A 17,019-nucleotide genomic window follows, 5' to 3' on the forward strand; every position below is an offset into this window, starting at 1 on the left:
CAGATGGAAAAATTAATAGATCAAATTAAACAAGGCAAAGTGTGGTCTATACCTGGAGGCGTTCACCCACCAGGTCAAAAGCTGCAATCAACAACACAAGCCATTGCAAGACTGCCACTACCAGACAAGCTCGTTGTATCTCTAAAACAACATATTGGTGCTAACGGTAAACTTATTGTTGAAAAAGGCCAGCAGGTTCTAAAAGGTCAAGCATTAACTAAACCCAGCGGCAATTGGTCAGTGCCTGTGCACGCGCCAACATCAGGGTTGATCAGCGATATTTGCCCAATGCCTTCTGCTCATCCTTCAGCACTGCCTGAGCTTAGCGTAATTATTGAACCTGATGGTGAAGATAACTGGTGCGAGCTTAACCCTGTGCCTGATGCTAAAGCACTTTCCCATGATGAGCTTGTCGGTATTATTCATCAAAGTGGTATTGCAGGTATGGGCGGTGCTGGCTTCCCAACTTATGTAAAAGCAGATACCCGTAAAGCCATTGAGTTTTTAATTGTTAATGCTGTTGAGTGTGAGCCTTATATCACTGCTGATGACATGCTAATGCGCGAACATGCCGATGGCATAATTGCCGGTATTGAATTAATGCAGCAGCTGTTAAGTCCACAGCTGACAATTATTGGTATTGAAGATAATAAGCCCGATGCCATTGCTGCCATGAAACTCGCAGCACAACATAACGACAGTATCATAGTGCAAACAGTACCAACGGTTTACCCTTCTGGCGGTGAAAAACAGCTAATTAAATTGCTAACGGGCAAAGAGGTCCCTAGTGGCAGTATTCCTGCCGATATTGGTATGTTGGTGCAAAATGTCGGTACTTTATTTGCGGTAAATCAAGCCGTACATGAAGGTAAGCCTCTTATAGAGCGTGTAGTAACGGTAACCGGTAACACCATTCATAAACAAGGTAATGTGTGGGCTTTACTAGGCACTGAAATTAAACATTTATTAGACTGCCAAGGCTTTTCTCCGGTTCCACAGCAACGTGTGGTTATGGGCGGTCCAATGATGGGCTTTACCCTGCCAACCGTGCGTATTGGTGTCGTTAAAACGACAAACTGTATTTTAGCGCCAGATCACCAAGAACTTGCTGAGCCGGGTGATGAAAAAGCCTGTATTCGTTGTAGTGCCTGTGCTGACGCCTGCCCTGCATCATTGTTACCTCAGCAATTACAATGGTTTGCCAAGTCTAAAGAATACGACAAACTCAACGAGCACAATTTATTTGATTGTATTGAATGTGGCGCCTGTGCTTATGTTTGCCCAAGCGAAATACCCTTGGTGCAGTACTATCGTGTTGCTAAAGCTGAAATCAAAGAACAGCAAGCAGAGCAAATCAAAGCAGAGCGAGCAAAAGAGCGTTTTGAAGCACGTAAAGAGCGCTTAGAGCGCGAACAAGAAGAGCGTCAAAACCGCCATAAACGTAAGCCGGCTGCTAAGTCAGATGGCGAAAAACAAAAAGTGGCCGATGCACTCGCGCGTGTTAAATCTAAATCTGATGATAAAGACAGTAAGTCAGCTGTCGCTGCAGCTATTGCCCGTGCGAAAGCGAAAAAGCAAGGTGCTGAGCTTGAGCCTGATAACTCTGAAGTAGCTAAAGAGCGTGCAGCGCGTAAAGAACAAGCACGTAAATACAAAGAGCAAAAAGCACTAGAGCAAGGTGAAGAAGGCGTCGATAAAGACGATAAAAAGTCTGCTGTTGCTGCCGCTATTGCCCGCGCTAAAGCGAAAAAAGCCGCACAAGCTACAGAAGAAAACGCTTCTGCTGAAACTGACGCTGCGCCAAAAGATGACAAAAAAGCTGCTGTTGCAGCTGCTATCGCTCGTGCTAAAGCGAAAAAAGCAGTGCAAGCTGCTGAAAATCAAACTGAAGCTGAAGAAGATAGCGCACCAGTTGATGACAAAAAAGCTGCTGTTGCTGCTGCAATCGCTCGTGCTAAAGCAAAAAAAGCAGCGCAAGCTGCTGAGAATCAAACTGAAGCTGAAGAAGATAGCGCGCCTGTTGATGACAAAAAAGCTGCTGTTGCTGCTGCAATAGCTCGTGCTAAAGCGAAAAAAGCAGCACAAGCTGCTGAGAATCAAACTGAAGCTGAAGAAGATAGCGCGCCTGTTGATGACAAGAAAGCTGCTGTTGCTGCTGCAATCGCTCGTGCTAAAGCCAAAAAAGCAGCTAAAGAGCAAGCGCAGAGTGACGACTCTTCACAGCAAACTAATGATTCAAGTGCTGAGGCAGATGCCCAGCCACAAGCTGACGCTCCTGAATCTAACGAAGATAAGAAAAAAACTGCCGTTGCTGCCGCTATCGCTCGCGCCAAAGCGAAAAAAGCCGCTAAAGAGCAAGCACAGAGTGACGATTCTTCAGAGCAAATAAATGATTCAAATGATGAGGCTGATGCCAAGCCGCAGTCTGATGCTCCTGAATCTAGCGAAGATAAGAAAAAAGCCGCTGTTGCAGCTGCCATAGCTCGAGCCAAAGCGAAAAAGGCCGCTAAAGAGCAAGCGCAGAGTGACGAATCATCAGAACAACTTGATGACTCAAGCGATACGGATGATTCAAAGCCGCAGGTTGATGAACCAGAGTCTAGCGAAGATAAGAAAAAAGCAGCGGTCGCTCGTGCCATTGCAAGAGCTAAAGCGAAAAAGTTACAACAAGAAGGAAACGATAAGTCATGAAACTAACCATGGCGAGTTCGCCGCATAATCATAGCCATAAATCATTAAGCCGATTAATGATGACAGTGATTGCTGCGTGTATTCCAGGCTTAATCGCGCAAGTTTTCTTTTTTGGTAGCGCTGTTTTAATTCAGCTTGTTCTCGCGCTAATTACAGTTAGCGCCTGTGAAGCCGCTGTATTGATGCTTCGTAAACGCAAAGTTTGGCCAACACTCAGTGATGGTAGTGCGTGGTTAACAGGCGTATTACTGGCGTTGAGTATTCCCCCTTTAGCGCCTTGGTGGATTATCATAATTGGCTGTATGTTTGCAATTGTTATTGTAAAGCAGCTTTATGGCGGCCTTGGCTTTAATTTATTTAACCCTGCTATGGCAGCTTATGTATTACTACTTGTATCGTTTCCGGTGCAAATGACAAGCTGGTTACCTGTTAGTGATTTACTTGCATCTCCGATAAGCTTCTCACAGCAGCTGTCTGTTATTTTCAATGGCTTTACCAGCGCTGGTTTTAGTGTTGATCAATTACGTGTAGCGATTGATGGCACAACCATGGCAACGCCGCTTGATACCGTTAAAACAGATGTCGCCCATCACCTAACGGTGGCTGAGAGCATGAGCAAGCCTCTTTTTAATGACTGGTTTGGCCTTGGTTGGGGCTGGGTTAACCTCGGCTTTTTAATCGGGGGGCTTTATTTATTAAAAGCTAAAATCATTAATTGGCATATCCCTGTTAGCTTTTTAGCCTCATTGGCCGTATGCAGTGGTATTGGTTATATTGCAGCTCCTGGCACAGAGCCAGGCGTGGTATTTCATTTATTCAGTGGTGCAACCATGTTAGGGGCATTCTTTATTGCTACCGATCCTGTTTCTGCATCAACAACGAATAGAGGCCGTTTAATTTACGGTGCGTTAATTGGTCTACTTGTTTACTTAATTCGTACTTTCGGTGGTTATCCTGATGCTGTGGCATTTAGTGTATTGCTGTTAAATATGGCGGTACCTTTAATTGATTACTACACGAAACCACGTACTTACGGCCATGGGGTGAAATAATGATCCTTTCCTCAATGACTAAAAACGGCGCTATTCTTACAGCATTTGCGCTCATTACCACAGGCACTGTGGCCCTGACTCATAGCCTGACTGCTGAGCGTATTGAAGAGCAAGAAAAGCAACAACTTGCAGAGCAACTTCAACAAGTACTTGATGCCCATCATTATGACAATCAACTATACAAAGATTGTGTCGTGATCACCGATGAACGTTTAGGTCCACGCCCAGAGCAAGTTATTTATCGTGCTTACAAAGACAATAAGCCTTACGCTTTAGTGATGCGCCATGTAACACCAAGTGGTTATAGTGGCGATATCAACTTATTAACGGCGGTTTTTGCCAATGGTGAAATAGCGGGTGTTCGTGTCACTAAGCACGAAGAAACACCGGGCCTTGGCGATAAAGTTGAGGTCAAAAAATCAGACTGGATCACCCTTTTCAAAGGCCAAAATGTACTAGGTGAAGATGATAGCCGCTGGGCTGTTAAAAAAGATGGTGGCCAATTTGATCAGTTTACTGGCGCAACCATTACACCGCGTGCCGTTGTCGGCTCAGTAAAACAAGCTGTGCTGTTTGCCCAAGCTGAATTTGATAACTTGTTTGCTGCGCCAAACATCTGTCAAGGAGCCAAGTAATGAGCCAAGTTAAAACTTTATTTAAAGATGGCATGTGGGCCAATAACCCAGCCCTTGTGCAGTTATTAGGCTTGTGCCCGCTACTTGCCGTTACCTCTACGATTACCAATGCATTAGGCCTAGGTTTAGCAACTTTATTGGTTCTGGTTGGTTCTAACGTCACCGTATCGATTGTGCGTAACTGGGTACCTAAAGATATTCGTATTCCTGTTTTTGTGATGATCATCGCAGGCTTTGTAACCATCGTGCAGCTAATGATGAATGCCTATACATTTGGCCTTTATCAATCACTGGGGATTTTTATTCCACTGATTGTTACCAACTGTGCCATTATCGGTCGCGCAGAAGCATTCGCTTCTAAAAATACCGTGCCACTTTCAGCCTTTGACGGCCTGATGATGGGACTTGGCTTTATGTTAGTTTTAGTGGTGCTAGGGGCAATGCGAGAGCTTATTGGTCAAGGTACGCTATTTGATGGCGCCGATTTATTATTAGGGCCATGGGCTGCTGCACTTCGAATTGAAGTATTTAGTTTTGATAACCAATTTTTATTGGCAATTTTACCACCGGGTGCCTTTTTAGGGCTTGGTTTATTGATTGCTGCAAAAAATGTCATTGATACACAAATAAAATCTAAGCAAGTTGTTACTCCAGAAGCAGAAAAAGGCCCTAGAGCCCGAGTGACAAGTTTAACTTAAAGGAGAGCACGCACCGTCACTGCGTGCTTTACGCCACCATGAATAAAGAAAAGCGCTATGAGATCTTATCTCGTTTACGTGAGCAAAACCCGCACCCAGAAACAGAGCTTGAATACTCAAGCCCGTTTGAATTATTAGTTGCGGTTACCTTATCAGCACAAGCTACAGATGTGGGTGTTAATAAAGCAACCCGTAAGCTATTCCCTGTTGCTAACACGCCTCAAGCGATTCTTGATTTAGGCCTTGAAGGCCTTCGTGATTACATCAAGACCATTGGTTTGTTTAATTCTAAAGCCAATAATGTCTATAAAATGTGTGAGATTCTGGTCAATAAACATAACTCAGAAGTACCAGAGAATCGTGAAGCGCTCGAAGCATTACCGGGGGTTGGCAGAAAGACTGCAAATGTTGTTTTAAACTGTGCCTTTGGCTGGCCGACAATTGCTGTCGATACGCATATTTTCCGCGTTTCTAACCGCACTAAGTTTGCTATGGGTAAAGATGTAGTTGCTGTAGAACAAAAATTAGAAAAAGTGGTACCTAAAGAATTTAAGGTCGATGTGCACCACTGGTTAATTCTGCATGGCCGATATGTGTGCACGGCTCGCAAACCTAAGTGCGGCAGTTGTATTATCGAAGACTTGTGTGAGTTTAAAGAAAAAACGGAATAGTTAAAGTCTACTCTAAGCAAACAATCTAAAGGTGATGCTCTTCACCTTCCCCTATCACTCCATAAGCTCATTTTGCTAAATGTGCCAAACATATAGTGTGGCACATTTAGTCTAGCCATTATCGCTGGTTTTGGCTCACCTGCTTTTTAATAAATTCTCGCGTATCTCTTAACAGCGCCACTCTTGCTGGTTCGTGAACATACATCATGTGACCGCCGTGATAATAGTGATAGTCAATTTTATCAGCGTATATACCGTGTCTGTTTAAGGTGTATTCAGCATCAAAAAATGGCGTGACAATATCGTAATAACCAGAGGCGACCATCACTTTCATTTGCGGATTGCTGCGAAGCACATAAGATAAATCTGGCGCTGTATTGACGTATCTTGGCTCCCAGCCTTGTCCATCAGGAGCAGTGCGCCAGCGCCAGTTATCTGATAACTCAGGATCGCCAGGGTTTAGGTATTTTCTTTTCCACTGTACGTTTAAATCTGCGCGCATGTATTTCATCAGTGCCGCTTTATATGCTGGCCCTATCACTTTTGACGCATCTTGCTTAGGAGCCGCTGTTAAATCGTCTCGTTCATCAAGCTTATAACGTCCATCAAGAAAGCCTACTGCGACGCCCTCATCACGCAATAACTCTTTAGCGAATCTAAAGGCATTAATGCGTAAATCAACCTGCTCAATATATTGTTTGCTTAGCCCTGTATAACGGTGAAGGCCATCAACAATTTGCGCTCTGTCAGCTTTACTAAGGGCATTCCCCTTAAATAAGGCTGGTAGTAATTCATCAACTGCAAATTGTCGGCTCGCATCAATAAACGCTTCAAAATCTCCAGATGTGTCTACTTTTTTATGATACCAAGCAGTTGCAGCAAGTGTGGGTATGTAAGTGATGTAAGAAATGATGTTGTCATCAACATAAGGGCTTGAACCTTGATAGTCTAAAGCTTGTGACACAAAAATAATGCCATTTACATTGATCAGGTGTTTATCCATAAGCACTTTAGAAACCGCTGCCGCTCGAGTTGTCCCGTAGCTCTCTCCCAATAAAAATATTGGTGCATTCCAGCGATTTTCTTTTGTTAGCCACTGGGCAATAAAATCAGCGATAGAAGATGCATCTTGATTTAAGCCCCAAAAAGCTTTGCTGTCAGTGTCACCTAAGGCACGCGAGTAACCTGTGCCAACAGGGTCCACGAACACCATATCAGTCACATCAAGTATCGTCTCAGGCGCATCTTTTAATTCGTAAGGAGCCATTCCTGGATGTGAAGCATCGCTTGGTACAACAACTCGTTTAGGACCATATGCACCCATATGTAACCAATTAGACGATGAGCCTGGGCCACCATTCCAGATAAATGTGACTGGTCTGTTTTTGTTATCGCTTGCAGCTATATAATCAAACGAAAAGATAGCAGCAGTTGGCTCTTCGTTTTTGTTTAATAAATAGGTTTCACCGGCTACAGCTTTGTATTTCAGCCTTTTGTCATTAAAAGTACCTTTATGCTGGGTCACAAATTTAGTGGCTTCTGGTATCGGCTTCTTACTGTTGTTTGAATTTGAGACTTCATCTGCATTAACCGCGCTTGTACAAAACGCAAACAATGTAGAGATGACTACAGTTTTGAAATTGGCAACATACGCCATGTTTTATTCTCCCTAGCAGGCTTATCTGTATCTGGCTTGAGTGGCTTTATCACTCAGTGTGCAATTAACCTTTTACTTAAGTGATTACTTTTACAGTAAGAACATGTAATTTCAACTATCTGCGATTAACACGTAAAAAGCTTATCTTTCTCGGTATAAAAAATATCAAAGTATTAATTTCACAAGCTTCCATCCTTTCGTTATGCTGTTGAGTAATGTGATATTTTTATGAGAATAGCTATGTTACCTTTACTTCGTATCTTATTAATTGAGCAAGATCCTGCCACCTTAAAAGAGCTTTCAACAAACCTAGCAAAAACAATCCCCAATTTTGAGCGCAGTGATGTTGATATCGACATTATTGAGTGCATTGAGCTCAAGCAGGCGTTGAAATATGTAGAGGAAGATGGCGATATTCAAGCTGTGGTACTTAGTTGGGATGTACTGAACAATGGCGAGCGCACCTATAGCCGTTTTATCGAGCAATTAAAAGGCATACGCCTTGAGCTGCCTGTTTATGTTATTGGTGACGATACGAAAGGCTTGGAAATAGTTAACGAGTCAGAAGAAATTGAATCTTTCTTTTTTAAAGATGAGGTCATTTCAGACCCTGAAGCAATCTTGGGCTATATGATCAATGACTTTGATGACCGTTCAGAAACCCCATTTTGGACCGCCTACCGTCGTTATGTGGGTGAATCGAACGATTCATGGCACACACCTGGTCACAGCGGCGGAGCTAGCTTTAGAAATTCTCCCTATATTAAAGACTTTTATCAGTTTTATGGCCGTAACGTATTTGTTGGCGACCTGTCGGTTTCTGTCGACTCGCTTGGTTCACTGTCTGACAGCACCAACACCATAGGTCGCTCTCAAGAATCAGCTGCGGCGACATTTGAAGTAAAACATACCTACTTTGTTACCAATGGGTCTTCCACTTCAAATAAGATTATTTTGCAAACTTTGCTGCGTAAAGGCGATAAGGTGATCATTGACCGAAACTGCCATAAATCAGTACATTACGGCATTTTGCAATCGGCTAGTTTACCTATTTACTTATCGAGTATTTTAAATCCTAAATATGGTATCTTCGCGCCCCCTTCACTGGCTGACATCAAGCAAGCGATTGAACAAAATAGCGATGCTAAATTACTGGTTTTAACTGGCTGTACTTACGATGGTCTACTTAGCGATTTAAAACAAGTAGTGGAATTTGCACATCAGCACGGCATTAAAGTGTTTATCGACGAAGCGTGGTTTGCTTACTCGCTTTTCCATCCGAGCTTACGACACTATTCGGCTATTAATGCTGGCGCAGATTATGTTACCCATTCGGCGCATAAAGTGGTTTCAGCGTTCTCTCAGGCGTCTTATATTCATGTTAACGACCCTGATTTCGATGCCGATTTCTTCCGTGAGATCTACAGTATTTACGCCAGTACTTCTCCAAAATATCAACTCATTGCTTCGCTGGATGTATGCCAAAAGCAATTAGAAATGGAAGGTTATAAATTACTAAATGCCCTGCTGAATCACGTTGCAGAGTTTAAGCAGCAAATGGCTTCACTGAAACAAATAAAAGTGCTCGATAAGCAAGATTTCATGGATATATTCCCTCACTTTAGTGGCGATAACATGGGTCACGACCCACTGAAGATCCTCATCGATATTAGTGAGTTACCTTATTCATTAAAGGATATTCATAAATTTCTATTAGATGAAATTGGCCTTGAAATCGAAAAGTACACGCACAGCACCATTTTAGTTTTGCTAACTCTTGGTGGCACACGCTCAAAGATCATTCGCCTTTACAATGCGCTGAAGAAACTCGATAGCGGTAAAGTAAAACTTGCCACTTCAATGAGGCGCACACGCCTACCAGAGAATCTACCCGCTATAGACTTAGCCTGTATTCCTAGTGATGCATTCTATGGCGAACGTGAATCTGTACCAATTAGCAAAAGTAACAACCGAATTTGTGCCGGATTAGTCACGCCTTATCCTCCTGGTATCCCACTGTTAGTGCCGGGGCAACATATCACTAATGAGCATATCGAATATCTTAAGGAGTTGGCGGGTCAGGGCCTGACAATTCAAGGGAGCTTTGATGGCGAAATTTATGTACTTAAAGGTAAAGTGAAAAGCTAAGCTTTCGCTTATACCGCAAAAACCTCATTGTTATGCAGCAATCCCGATTCATTGCTGCATAACGCCACCCTTTTCATATTAAACGCTTTGTCTCAATGCTACTGTGCATGCAATCGAAATAACTTATAATCCATTTTTAATAATTTTAATGCGCAGCGTTGTACCATGCTGCGTTATTGAAATTGTGCGAATTTAAAGACAAGAAAGAGGATGCTTAAAATGCGCTTATTACACACAATGCTTCGCGTTGCTGATTTAGATAAATCAATTGAATTTTATACGCAGGTATTAGGTATGAAAGAGCTGCGCCGTGCAGACAACGAAGAGTACCGCTACACCCTTGCTTTTGTCGGTTATGGTGACGAAAAAGATTCGACCGTGCTTGAGCTTACTTATAACTGGGATACAGACAGCTATGATTTAGGTAATGCATACGGTCATATTGCTATCGAGTTTGATGATATTTATAAAGCCTGCGAAGACATTAAAGCTGCTGGCGGTAATGTGAGTCGTGAGCCGGGTCCTGTAAAAGGCGGCACAACTGAAATTGCATTTGTTAAAGACCCTGACGGTTATGCGATTGAGTTAATCCAGAAAAAAGATAACACCACTTTTTGATTCATACTGGCTATTTCAGCGATTGCTGAGATAGCCACTTTGCGAGTGCTTTTTCAAGTTCAGCAAAGTTAATTGGCTTTGCGATATGGTCACTGATACCAATTTTTGCGCTTGTTTCGATGTCGTCTTTCATAGCATTAGCACTAACCGCAATAATCGGCGTATCAAAATCTGGCCTTGCAAGTAAGTTTTCGCTGGCAGTTAATCCATCCATCACCGGCATTTGAATATCCATTAAAATCAGTGCGTAATCTTGTGTTAGGGTTTTCTCACAGGCAATTTTTCCATTTTCTGCCAATTCATAATTTAGACCTAATTGAGTTAAATACTTAGAGATAACAATTTGATTAATTGGGTTATCTTCGGCAATTAATATTGGCTTGTCGACTGATTTAAAATCGAACTGAATGTCTTCATTTGATTGGTGTACTTTTTCGCTAGCGTCCTGTGTGTTTAGTGATTTAAAATTAACATTAATGGTAAACTCGGTACCTTTGCCAAGCTCACTGTCGATAGCAATAGTACCTCCCATCAAATCAATCATCCCCTTACTGATGGCAAGCCCAAGACCGGTCCCTCCATATTCACGAGTGGTGTTACTTTGCGCTTGTACAAAGGGGTTAAACAGAGCTGTTATTTTATCTTCAGCGATACCTATGCCTGTATCTTTTACTGATAACACGACAGCTGTCTGGTGTTCATCTCGGCTTTGCAGAGTAAGCGAAAGAATAATCTCTCCTTGATTGGTAAACTTAACGGCGTTAGAGAGCAAGTTAATCAGCACTTGTTTAACGCGTATTTCATCACATTCTACATTCAGCGATTGTAATGAGGAGACCTCAAGCCGGCAGCCAACCCCTTTAGCATCACAACTCGGTTTAAATAGTAAGATAAGGTCATGGCAAAGCGCGACTAAATCACATTGTCGTGACTCAAGCTCTATTTTATTTGCTTCTATTTTTGAAAAGTCGAGAATATCGTTAATCACGGTTAATAACACATCACTACAGTTGTTTATTTGCCTTACAAACTCTGCTTGCTCTTGTGTTAACGTGCTTTTATTGAGTAGCTGCAAAAAGCCCACAATACCATTCATCGGTGTGCGAATTTCATGGCTCATATTGGCTAAGAATTGGCTTTTAACTTGCTCAGAGCGCTCAGCGCGAAGTTTTTCTAATTGCAATGAAGTAATTTGTATATCAATGGTATCAGCCATGCTGCTGAGGGAATCTGCAATATCTTTAAACTCTTGATAATGAAAATCGTCGGTATCTTGTTTGTAATTACCTAATGCATATTCTCGGCTAAGAGCAGTAATGCGATTTAGCGGGTTATGGAGCCGTGCCGTCAACCAACGCACTAAGATAAATGAAATAATAGAGAGTCCTACAATTAACAACCCTGCCAATATAGCCGTTTGCTTTACAGCGCTGGTGTAGGTGGTTTTTGCTTCATTAATTTGGAACTGTAAACTGGTTGGTTTACCTGCAAAAAAAACATTACTGATTGAGGCCTGCCCCATTAATTTGCCGCTATCGCCAGCATCACCCACGCTATATAGAATGTTACCTTGTGCAGTAATTTGTACCTGCTTACCCGCTTGATAAACCGGTTGCTCATTGTGTATTGCAAGCCACTTTAACGCCTCTGATAAAGGCACAAAAGACACTAAAACGCCCGTTTTAATTATTGGCTCACTAAGAGAGTCTTGCTCATGTAGCAATGTAGATGTAATTGCCAGTAAGGAATTTTGTTTTGCCTGTAGAGGTGCAAGTAACTCAATGACTTGGGGGTTATCGATAATTTGAATTGTGTTTTGCTCTGTTGATGTCTTGGCGCTGTCGAGAATGCTTTTTGTGAGTTTATAGTTCAAATTTAAAGAGGTAATAGGGTAACCTTCAACTATAAACCCTTGATTATCAATTACTATCGAGGCTTTTATCTGTGGATTTTGGGCAACAAACTCTTGTAGCTGCACAAGCGCGAACTGTGAGTACACCACTTTATTTGGCAGCTCAGTTATCGCCTTAGTGCTACTTAGTAATTGGCTATTTTTCTCAAGCTTAAATAAGAGTTGTTCAAGACTGGCTGCATTATTTCTAGCTTGCCATTGCAAACTCGTATTTGCTTGGTCAATTGAGCTTAAATAGAAACGCCCTATCATCAAACCTGCAAGGATCAGTAGGGGAATAATGACCAATAGTAATACACTGATAAATAAGGCGCGACTAAAGCGTGGACTACTCATTCATCCCCTTCATTGGCAATCGAACGCTCTGCCAACCCTTGCATAAAAAGCCCCGCTTGCTCAGCAGTTAAGGCACCACTGCCATAGCGAATAAACCCTTTATTTAATACTTCCCATACGATGATCATAGATGCGGTTGAAGGCATAGGTTTTGTAAATTGTATGGCATCAATTAAGGTTGATAACTCAGTGCCTTGTTGTGCTTTAAGGTTATTTAAAACCTCAGTGTTAACTGGGATATCTTGAAGCTTTTGCCAAACCAGTGTTTGGAATTTTTCTGCTTGAACCAATTTAGCAAATTTGATCAAGCTCTCTTTATTAACACCATTTAAGCCATCATTTGGAAACGCCAGCACAAAGGTTGAGTAATAAGGCTGCATATACTCACCATTGAGTTTCGGCAATTGCTGCACAGCTAAACTATCACCAAGCGCCTGCTCATATGCTTTTAACGCCCAAGCACCATCAATGGTGAAAGCAGCTTGCTGCGCTTTAAATGCATTATTTGAGCAAGTGTAATCGCACTGCCTATCAACCAGGTTTTGTTTATTTAAACCCCAAACAAATTTGAGAGCCGATTGCATTGCTGGTGTATTTAGCTGAACTTGATTATCTACAAGTAGATCACCACTAAAAGCCGATAGGAACGGGATAAACCAATACATTTCCATAAAACTCCATGTAACGAGTTTCACTTTTTCAGGCAATGAAGGTTGAATTTGGTATATATCCTGCCAGTTTTCTATTGGCTCTTTAACAAACTGCTTATTATAAAAAAGTAACAAGTGATTCCCTTGAATGATGGGTATACCTAAGAGCTCATTGTTTAACTTTGCAGTTTCTAAGGTTCGCTTGTCTGTGGTATCAGCTATGAGTGAGTCTGGAATGGTGCTGTAGTTGGCATATTTATCAAGGCCTAAGTGATCAGCGGGTACAATAATTACGTCTGTTGAGGTGCTGGTACTAGTATTTTGTACCAACCTTACCTTTAGCGCCTTTTGGTCAACCAATACAGAGTTAACCGTTAAACCGCTTTGCTCTGCAAACTCACTAAGCAATTGGTTAAAATGTTCATGCTTCATGGTATGGGCTAGGTTTATCGTTGCTGCATAGCCATCAAACGTAACTAATAGCACCGCCAGCCAAAATACTCGCCACACGCTAATGTCTACTCAAAATGAATTAAAATTACTTTTTAGTTAAGCACATATGCCTTAAATTGCCCAGCCTAATCAAGGGTTTTCTTAAATCTAAATGCAGCCACAGCCAAGCCCAAAATAGTAAAGGCTAAAAGCCAAAGTAAGTCACTGCTCATACTTATTAAATTGACATCTTTTAGCACAATTCCGCGTATTAATCTTAGGTAATGCGTTGCGGGTAAACACTCAGCAAGCCATTGCGCTGCTTTTGGCATACCTTCATAGGGAAATACAAAACCTGACAATAAAATAGAGGGTAACAGAATGAAAATTGTCATTTGCATTGCTTGAAGCTGGTTTTTAGCGATTGTTGAAAGTACTAAGCCAAGCACTAAACTGGCACATATAAAAGCAAAGGTTGCGACAACCAACGCGACTAAACCGCCACCAAAAGGAATATGAAACAAGAGCTTACCCATGCCTAATATAATAAATAACTGAATAAAACCAATAAAGATATAAGGCACCACTTTACCAATCATTAATTCCAGTGAGCTTAACGGTAAGGTGATTAAGAGCTCCATATTACCTCGCTCTTGCTCTTTAACAATGGCAGCAGAGGTAAACATAATCATCGTCATGGTTAAAATAACAGCAGCTAAACCTGGCACAATATTCACTGCAGAGCGTTGCTCTGGGTTATAAAATAAGGTCGTCTCAAAGGTTGGGTATGTTCTATTCGCAGGCTTATCGAGAAGCTCTGCAAGCGGCATATTGCGCAGCGATTTTACACTCGACGCTACCATTGTATCTGAGCCGTCAACTAACCAATGTGCAATTGGCCTGACTAACGACTCATTACTGCCATCAGGCAAACCAAAACCCACTGTTGGGTGCTGAGCAAGTCGGTTTGCCACATCGTGGGGTATAAACAGCACAGCCCGCACTTTCGCACTGGCGATTGCTGTTTGTGCCTGTTCTATACTGTCGTAATAATCTGTCACTTTAACCACATTTGTCGCCGATACTGTTTGTACTAAAATGCGACTGAGCGCAGTTTGACTATGATCGACCACTGCAACAGGGATATCTTTAACGTTGGTGTTAATAGCATAACCAAATAGAATCAGTTGGATAAGGGGGATCATCACCACCATCGCAAATGTCATTCTATCGCGGCGTAATTGTAGTAATTCTTTGCTTACAATTGCTTTTATGCGGCTTAATGAAGTCATAATACTCATTGTCTGCCCTGCCCTGTGCAGGTGACAAACACGTCTTCAAGGCTTGGGCGCACACTATTTACTTGCCACGTATCCTGACAAAATGATTGCTGCTTTATGAACTCAACGGGGTCTTGAACATCTTTTTTCACTAAGACTCGCAGCTGTGCACCTAATTGAGTGGCTGAAATAACATGGTCAATTGTTGCGAGCTGTTTTTTTAATTCTCTGGTTTGCGCCCCTGCGATTTCTACAACATGAGCGTGCATGTCTGTCATTAATTGCTTTGGAGAGCCATCCGCGCGTTTAATACCTGATTCTAAAATGGCTAAACGATGACAACGCTCTGCTTCATCCATGTAATGAGTGGTGACTAATATCGTGGTACCGGCATTACTTAAATCAAACAGTGTTTCCCAAAAATCACGGCGATTTTGTGGATCGACTGCCGATGTTGGCTCATCAAGAAATAAAATTTTCGGTTTATTAATCACTGCAGCAGCCAATGCTAAGCGCTGCCGTTGCCCCCCACTCATACTTCCGGCCATTTGATCAACTCTTTGATCAAGACCATAGGTATGGAGCAATTCGTCAATTCTTTGTTGTTTTTGCTGCTTTTTAAACGGGTAAAGCGCCGCCATGAACTTTAGGTTTTCAAGTACGGTCAGGTCACTATAAAGTGAAAACTTTTGCGTCATATAACCAAGTTGCGTTCTGAGCTTTTCAGCATCTTTTGGCAGACTCAAGCCAAGCACATTGATATCACCAGAGGTTGGCTTCAATAACCCCGTAAGCATACGGATTGCTGTCGTTTTACCACAGCCATTAGGGCCCAAAAAGCCATAAATTTTCCCTTGCTCAACGTCTAGATCAAGGTTATCAATCGCTTTTAAATCGCCAAATTGTTTTACCAAACCTTTGGCATGGATCACCGATTCAGTCATGGCATAATCACTTGAGCAGGTACGCCTGTCGGTAAATTATTTTCACTTACCGGTAGTGTTACCTCAGCAAGATACATTAATCGCGCACGTTCTTCCTGATTAAGGGCATAAAAAGGCGTAAACGCAGGCTCTGAGGCAATCCAAGTCAGTTTACCCTGTATATTTTTATCTATGCCATCGACGCGAACCGTAAGTGTCATCCCCTGATTGAGCTTGGCACGATATGGTTCAGGGATATATACGCGTGCGTAAGGTGCGCTGTTTGCTTGAATTATAACGACAGGGCTGCCTTTAGTAACTCGCTCACCTACGTGCCAAGGTAAATTATCGACCCTGCCAGCACGCATCGCTTTAATTGTCAGATCTGAGAGGTATTTTTGCTGTACTTTTAGTTCTGCTTCTGCCGCCTGAACTTGCGCTTTCGCACTATTAATATCTTCAACGCGAGAACCATTTGTTAACTCATTTAAGTTCTGCTTTGCTGATTCTAAATTAGCAAAAGTCTCATCTCGTGCAGCGGTAGCACTGTCTAAGGTTTCTTGGCTTGCGAGTTTATCCTTAACTAAGGTTTTTGCACGGCGAAAATTAGCTTCGCTTTGCGTATATGCAGCATTAGCTGCTGCTACTTTGGCTGATGCGGCAGCAACTTCTTCGGGGCGAGCACCATTCAAGGTTTTTTCAAGAAATGCAGTGGCTTGAGCTAGTTGAGCTTGTGCTTTAGCAACAATCGCTTGTTGTAGTTCGGCATCGAACTTTGCAATCACCTGCCCTTTTTCGACCAACTGGCCTGCTGAAACGGGTAAATCGATCAGTATTTCGTTAGTCGTTGCAGGATGGATCACACGTTCACGCTCAAGCGTTCCTAGCGCTACTCCCTCATTTGAGTCTGAACAAGCAGTAATGACTAAAGAAATTAGTATGAGTACAACACGTTTAGCTAACATTTTAATTTCCTTATGGTTAGCTGATGAGTTGCTAGATACTATAAAGTATTAAAATGATCTGTAAAAGTGATCTATAGGAATTAAAGTTTTAGAAATATATGGAGTCTATATCGTAAAGATATATGGAGAATAATGAATCTTAACTTGAAAAATCTTAGTTTTATTTGAAATGATATATAGATAGTCTTTCCAACACATCAACTTACTTAAAGTAAGTGGCGTCCCCAAGGGGATTCGAACCCCTGTTACCGCCGTGAAAGGGCGGTGTCCTAGGCCTCTAGACGATGGGGACGCAGAAATTGGTTTGCAAATTACTGATTTGCTATTTCTGCGTAAGATGAGACCGAGCCT

13 protein-coding genes and 1 tRNA gene are annotated in these 17,019 nt (G+C 42.2%); 7 read left to right on the forward strand and 7 right to left on the reverse strand.

Annotated features, from left to right (window positions below; genetic code table 11):
• The first annotated feature begins 3 nt into the window (after positions 1 to 3).
• From rsxC to nth, 5 genes are read left to right on the forward strand one after another with little or no spacing between them, the layout of a single operon-like run.
• Positions 4 to 2,691, forward strand: a complete 2,688-nt coding sequence (rsxC, locus tag WA256_RS17170; RefSeq protein WP_335992708.1) for an electron transport complex subunit RsxC — start codon at positions 4 to 6, stop codon at positions 2,689 to 2,691.
• Positions 2,688 to 3,743 (forward strand): electron transport complex subunit RsxD, encoded by a 1,056-nt coding sequence (gene rsxD / locus WA256_RS17175; protein WP_335992709.1) that lies wholly within the window; start codon positions 2,688 to 2,690, stop codon positions 3,741 to 3,743. Before rsxC ends, rsxD begins: the two co-directional genes overlap by 4 nt.
• Complete coding sequence (gene rsxG / locus WA256_RS17180; protein ID WP_054563640.1) at positions 3,743 to 4,378, forward strand: electron transport complex subunit RsxG; 636 nt, start codon at positions 3,743 to 3,745, stop codon at positions 4,376 to 4,378. The genes rsxD and rsxG overlap by 1 nt, the downstream gene beginning before the upstream one ends.
• Positions 4,378 to 5,076, forward strand: coding sequence for an electron transport complex subunit E (locus WA256_RS17185; protein ID WP_054553694.1), 699 nt, complete (start codon positions 4,378 to 4,380; stop codon positions 5,074 to 5,076). The genes rsxG and WA256_RS17185 overlap by 1 nt, the downstream gene beginning before the upstream one ends.
• A gap of 38 nt (positions 5,077 to 5,114) precedes the next feature.
• Complete coding sequence (gene nth / locus WA256_RS17190; RefSeq protein ID WP_054553695.1) at positions 5,115 to 5,747, forward strand: endonuclease III; 633 nt, start codon at positions 5,115 to 5,117, stop codon at positions 5,745 to 5,747.
• A 118-nt stretch (positions 5,748 to 5,865) separates the two neighbouring features.
• On the opposite strand, the gene WA256_RS17195 is transcribed toward nth, so the two are convergent.
• Entirely contained in the window at positions 5,866 to 7,404 is a 1,539-nt protein-coding gene (locus tag WA256_RS17195; RefSeq protein WP_269408311.1) for a S10 family peptidase, read from the reverse strand.
• Between the two features lie 240 nt (positions 7,405 to 7,644).
• On the opposite strand from WA256_RS17195, the gene WA256_RS17200 reads away from it, so the two are divergent.
• Together WA256_RS17200 and gloA are read left to right on the forward strand one after the other, a co-directional pair.
• Positions 7,645 to 9,552 carry an aminotransferase class V-fold PLP-dependent enzyme gene (locus tag WA256_RS17200; protein ID WP_335992710.1) on the forward strand — a complete coding sequence of 636 codons (1,908 nt, stop codon included), beginning with the start codon at positions 7,645 to 7,647 and terminating at the stop codon, positions 9,550 to 9,552.
• A 219-nt stretch (positions 9,553 to 9,771) separates the two neighbouring features.
• Positions 9,772 to 10,170: a lactoylglutathione lyase gene (gene gloA / locus WA256_RS17205; protein ID WP_055021479.1), complete on the forward strand. Its 399-nt coding sequence runs from the start codon at positions 9,772 to 9,774 to the stop codon at positions 10,168 to 10,170.
• Between the two features lie 10 nt (positions 10,171 to 10,180).
• On the opposite strand, the gene WA256_RS17210 is transcribed toward gloA, so the two are convergent.
• The 6 genes from WA256_RS17210 to WA256_RS17235 all read right to left on the reverse strand — a co-directional run bounded on the left by WA256_RS17210 (position 10,181) and on the right by WA256_RS17235 (position 16,960).
• Positions 10,181 to 12,418 carry an ATP-binding protein gene (locus tag WA256_RS17210; protein WP_335992711.1) on the reverse strand — a complete coding sequence of 746 codons (2,238 nt, stop codon included), beginning with the start codon at positions 12,416 to 12,418 and terminating at the stop codon, positions 10,181 to 10,183.
• Positions 12,415 to 13,578, reverse strand: a complete 1,164-nt coding sequence (locus WA256_RS17215) for a sugar ABC transporter substrate-binding protein (RefSeq protein WP_335992712.1) — start codon at positions 13,576 to 13,578, stop codon at positions 12,415 to 12,417. Before WA256_RS17215 ends, WA256_RS17210 begins: the two co-directional genes overlap by 4 nt.
• Before the next feature lie 68 nt (positions 13,579 to 13,646).
• A complete protein-coding gene (locus WA256_RS17220; RefSeq protein WP_058583779.1) occupies positions 13,647 to 14,792 on the reverse strand; it encodes an ABC transporter permease in 1,146 nt (381 codons plus the stop codon).
• A 5-nt stretch (positions 14,793 to 14,797) separates the two neighbouring features.
• A complete protein-coding gene (locus tag WA256_RS17225; protein WP_335992713.1) occupies positions 14,798 to 15,724 on the reverse strand; it encodes an ABC transporter ATP-binding protein in 927 nt (308 codons plus the stop codon).
• A complete protein-coding gene (locus WA256_RS17230) occupies positions 15,721 to 16,668 on the reverse strand; it encodes an HlyD family secretion protein (protein ID WP_335992714.1) in 948 nt (315 codons plus the stop codon). The genes WA256_RS17225 and WA256_RS17230 overlap by 4 nt, the downstream gene beginning before the upstream one ends.
• 216 nt (positions 16,669 to 16,884) lie before the next feature.
• A tRNA-Glu gene (locus WA256_RS17235) sits at positions 16,885 to 16,960 on the reverse strand.
• Positions 16,961 to 17,019 lie beyond the last annotated feature (59 nt).

The sequence above is a fragment of the Pseudoalteromonas sp. CH_XMU1449-3 genome, from assembly GCF_037027245.1.
In the GTDB taxonomy this organism is placed as follows: Bacteria; Pseudomonadota; Gammaproteobacteria; order Enterobacterales; family Alteromonadaceae; genus Pseudoalteromonas; species Pseudoalteromonas shioyasakiensis.

What these genes read in the sequence shown, in the direction of transcription:
- rsxG (WP_054563640.1), top strand. Translation starts at nt 3,743, where the DNA reads ATGATCCTTTCCTCAATGACTAAAAACGGCGCTATTCTTACAGCATTT.
- gloA (WP_055021479.1), top strand. Translation starts at nt 9,772, where the DNA reads ATGCGCTTATTACACACAATGCTTCGCGTTGCTGATTTAGATAAATCA.
- nth (WP_054553695.1), top strand. Translation starts at nt 5,115, where the DNA reads ATGAATAAAGAAAAGCGCTATGAGATCTTATCTCGTTTACGTGAGCAA.
- WA256_RS17185 (WP_054553694.1), top strand. Translation starts at nt 4,378, where the DNA reads ATGAGCCAAGTTAAAACTTTATTTAAAGATGGCATGTGGGCCAATAAC.
- WA256_RS17225 (WP_335992713.1), bottom strand. Translation starts at nt 15,724, where the DNA reads ATGACTGAATCGGTGATCCATGCCAAAGGTTTGGTAAAACAATTTGGC.
- rsxD (WP_335992709.1), top strand. Translation starts at nt 2,688, where the DNA reads ATGAAACTAACCATGGCGAGTTCGCCGCATAATCATAGCCATAAATCA.
- WA256_RS17200 (WP_335992710.1), top strand. Translation starts at nt 7,645, where the DNA reads ATGTTACCTTTACTTCGTATCTTATTAATTGAGCAAGATCCTGCCACC.
- WA256_RS17220 (WP_058583779.1), bottom strand. Translation starts at nt 14,792, where the DNA reads ATGACTTCATTAAGCCGCATAAAAGCAATTGTAAGCAAAGAATTACTA.
- WA256_RS17195 (WP_269408311.1), bottom strand. Translation starts at nt 7,404, where the DNA reads ATGGCGTATGTTGCCAATTTCAAAACTGTAGTCATCTCTACATTGTTT.
- rsxC (WP_335992708.1), top strand. Translation starts at nt 4, where the DNA reads ATGGAAAAATTAATAGATCAAATTAAACAAGGCAAAGTGTGGTCTATA.
- WA256_RS17230 (WP_335992714.1), bottom strand. Translation starts at nt 16,668, where the DNA reads ATGTTAGCTAAACGTGTTGTACTCATACTAATTTCTTTAGTCATTACT.
- WA256_RS17210 (WP_335992711.1), bottom strand. Translation starts at nt 12,418, where the DNA reads ATGAGTAGTCCACGCTTTAGTCGCGCCTTATTTATCAGTGTATTACTA.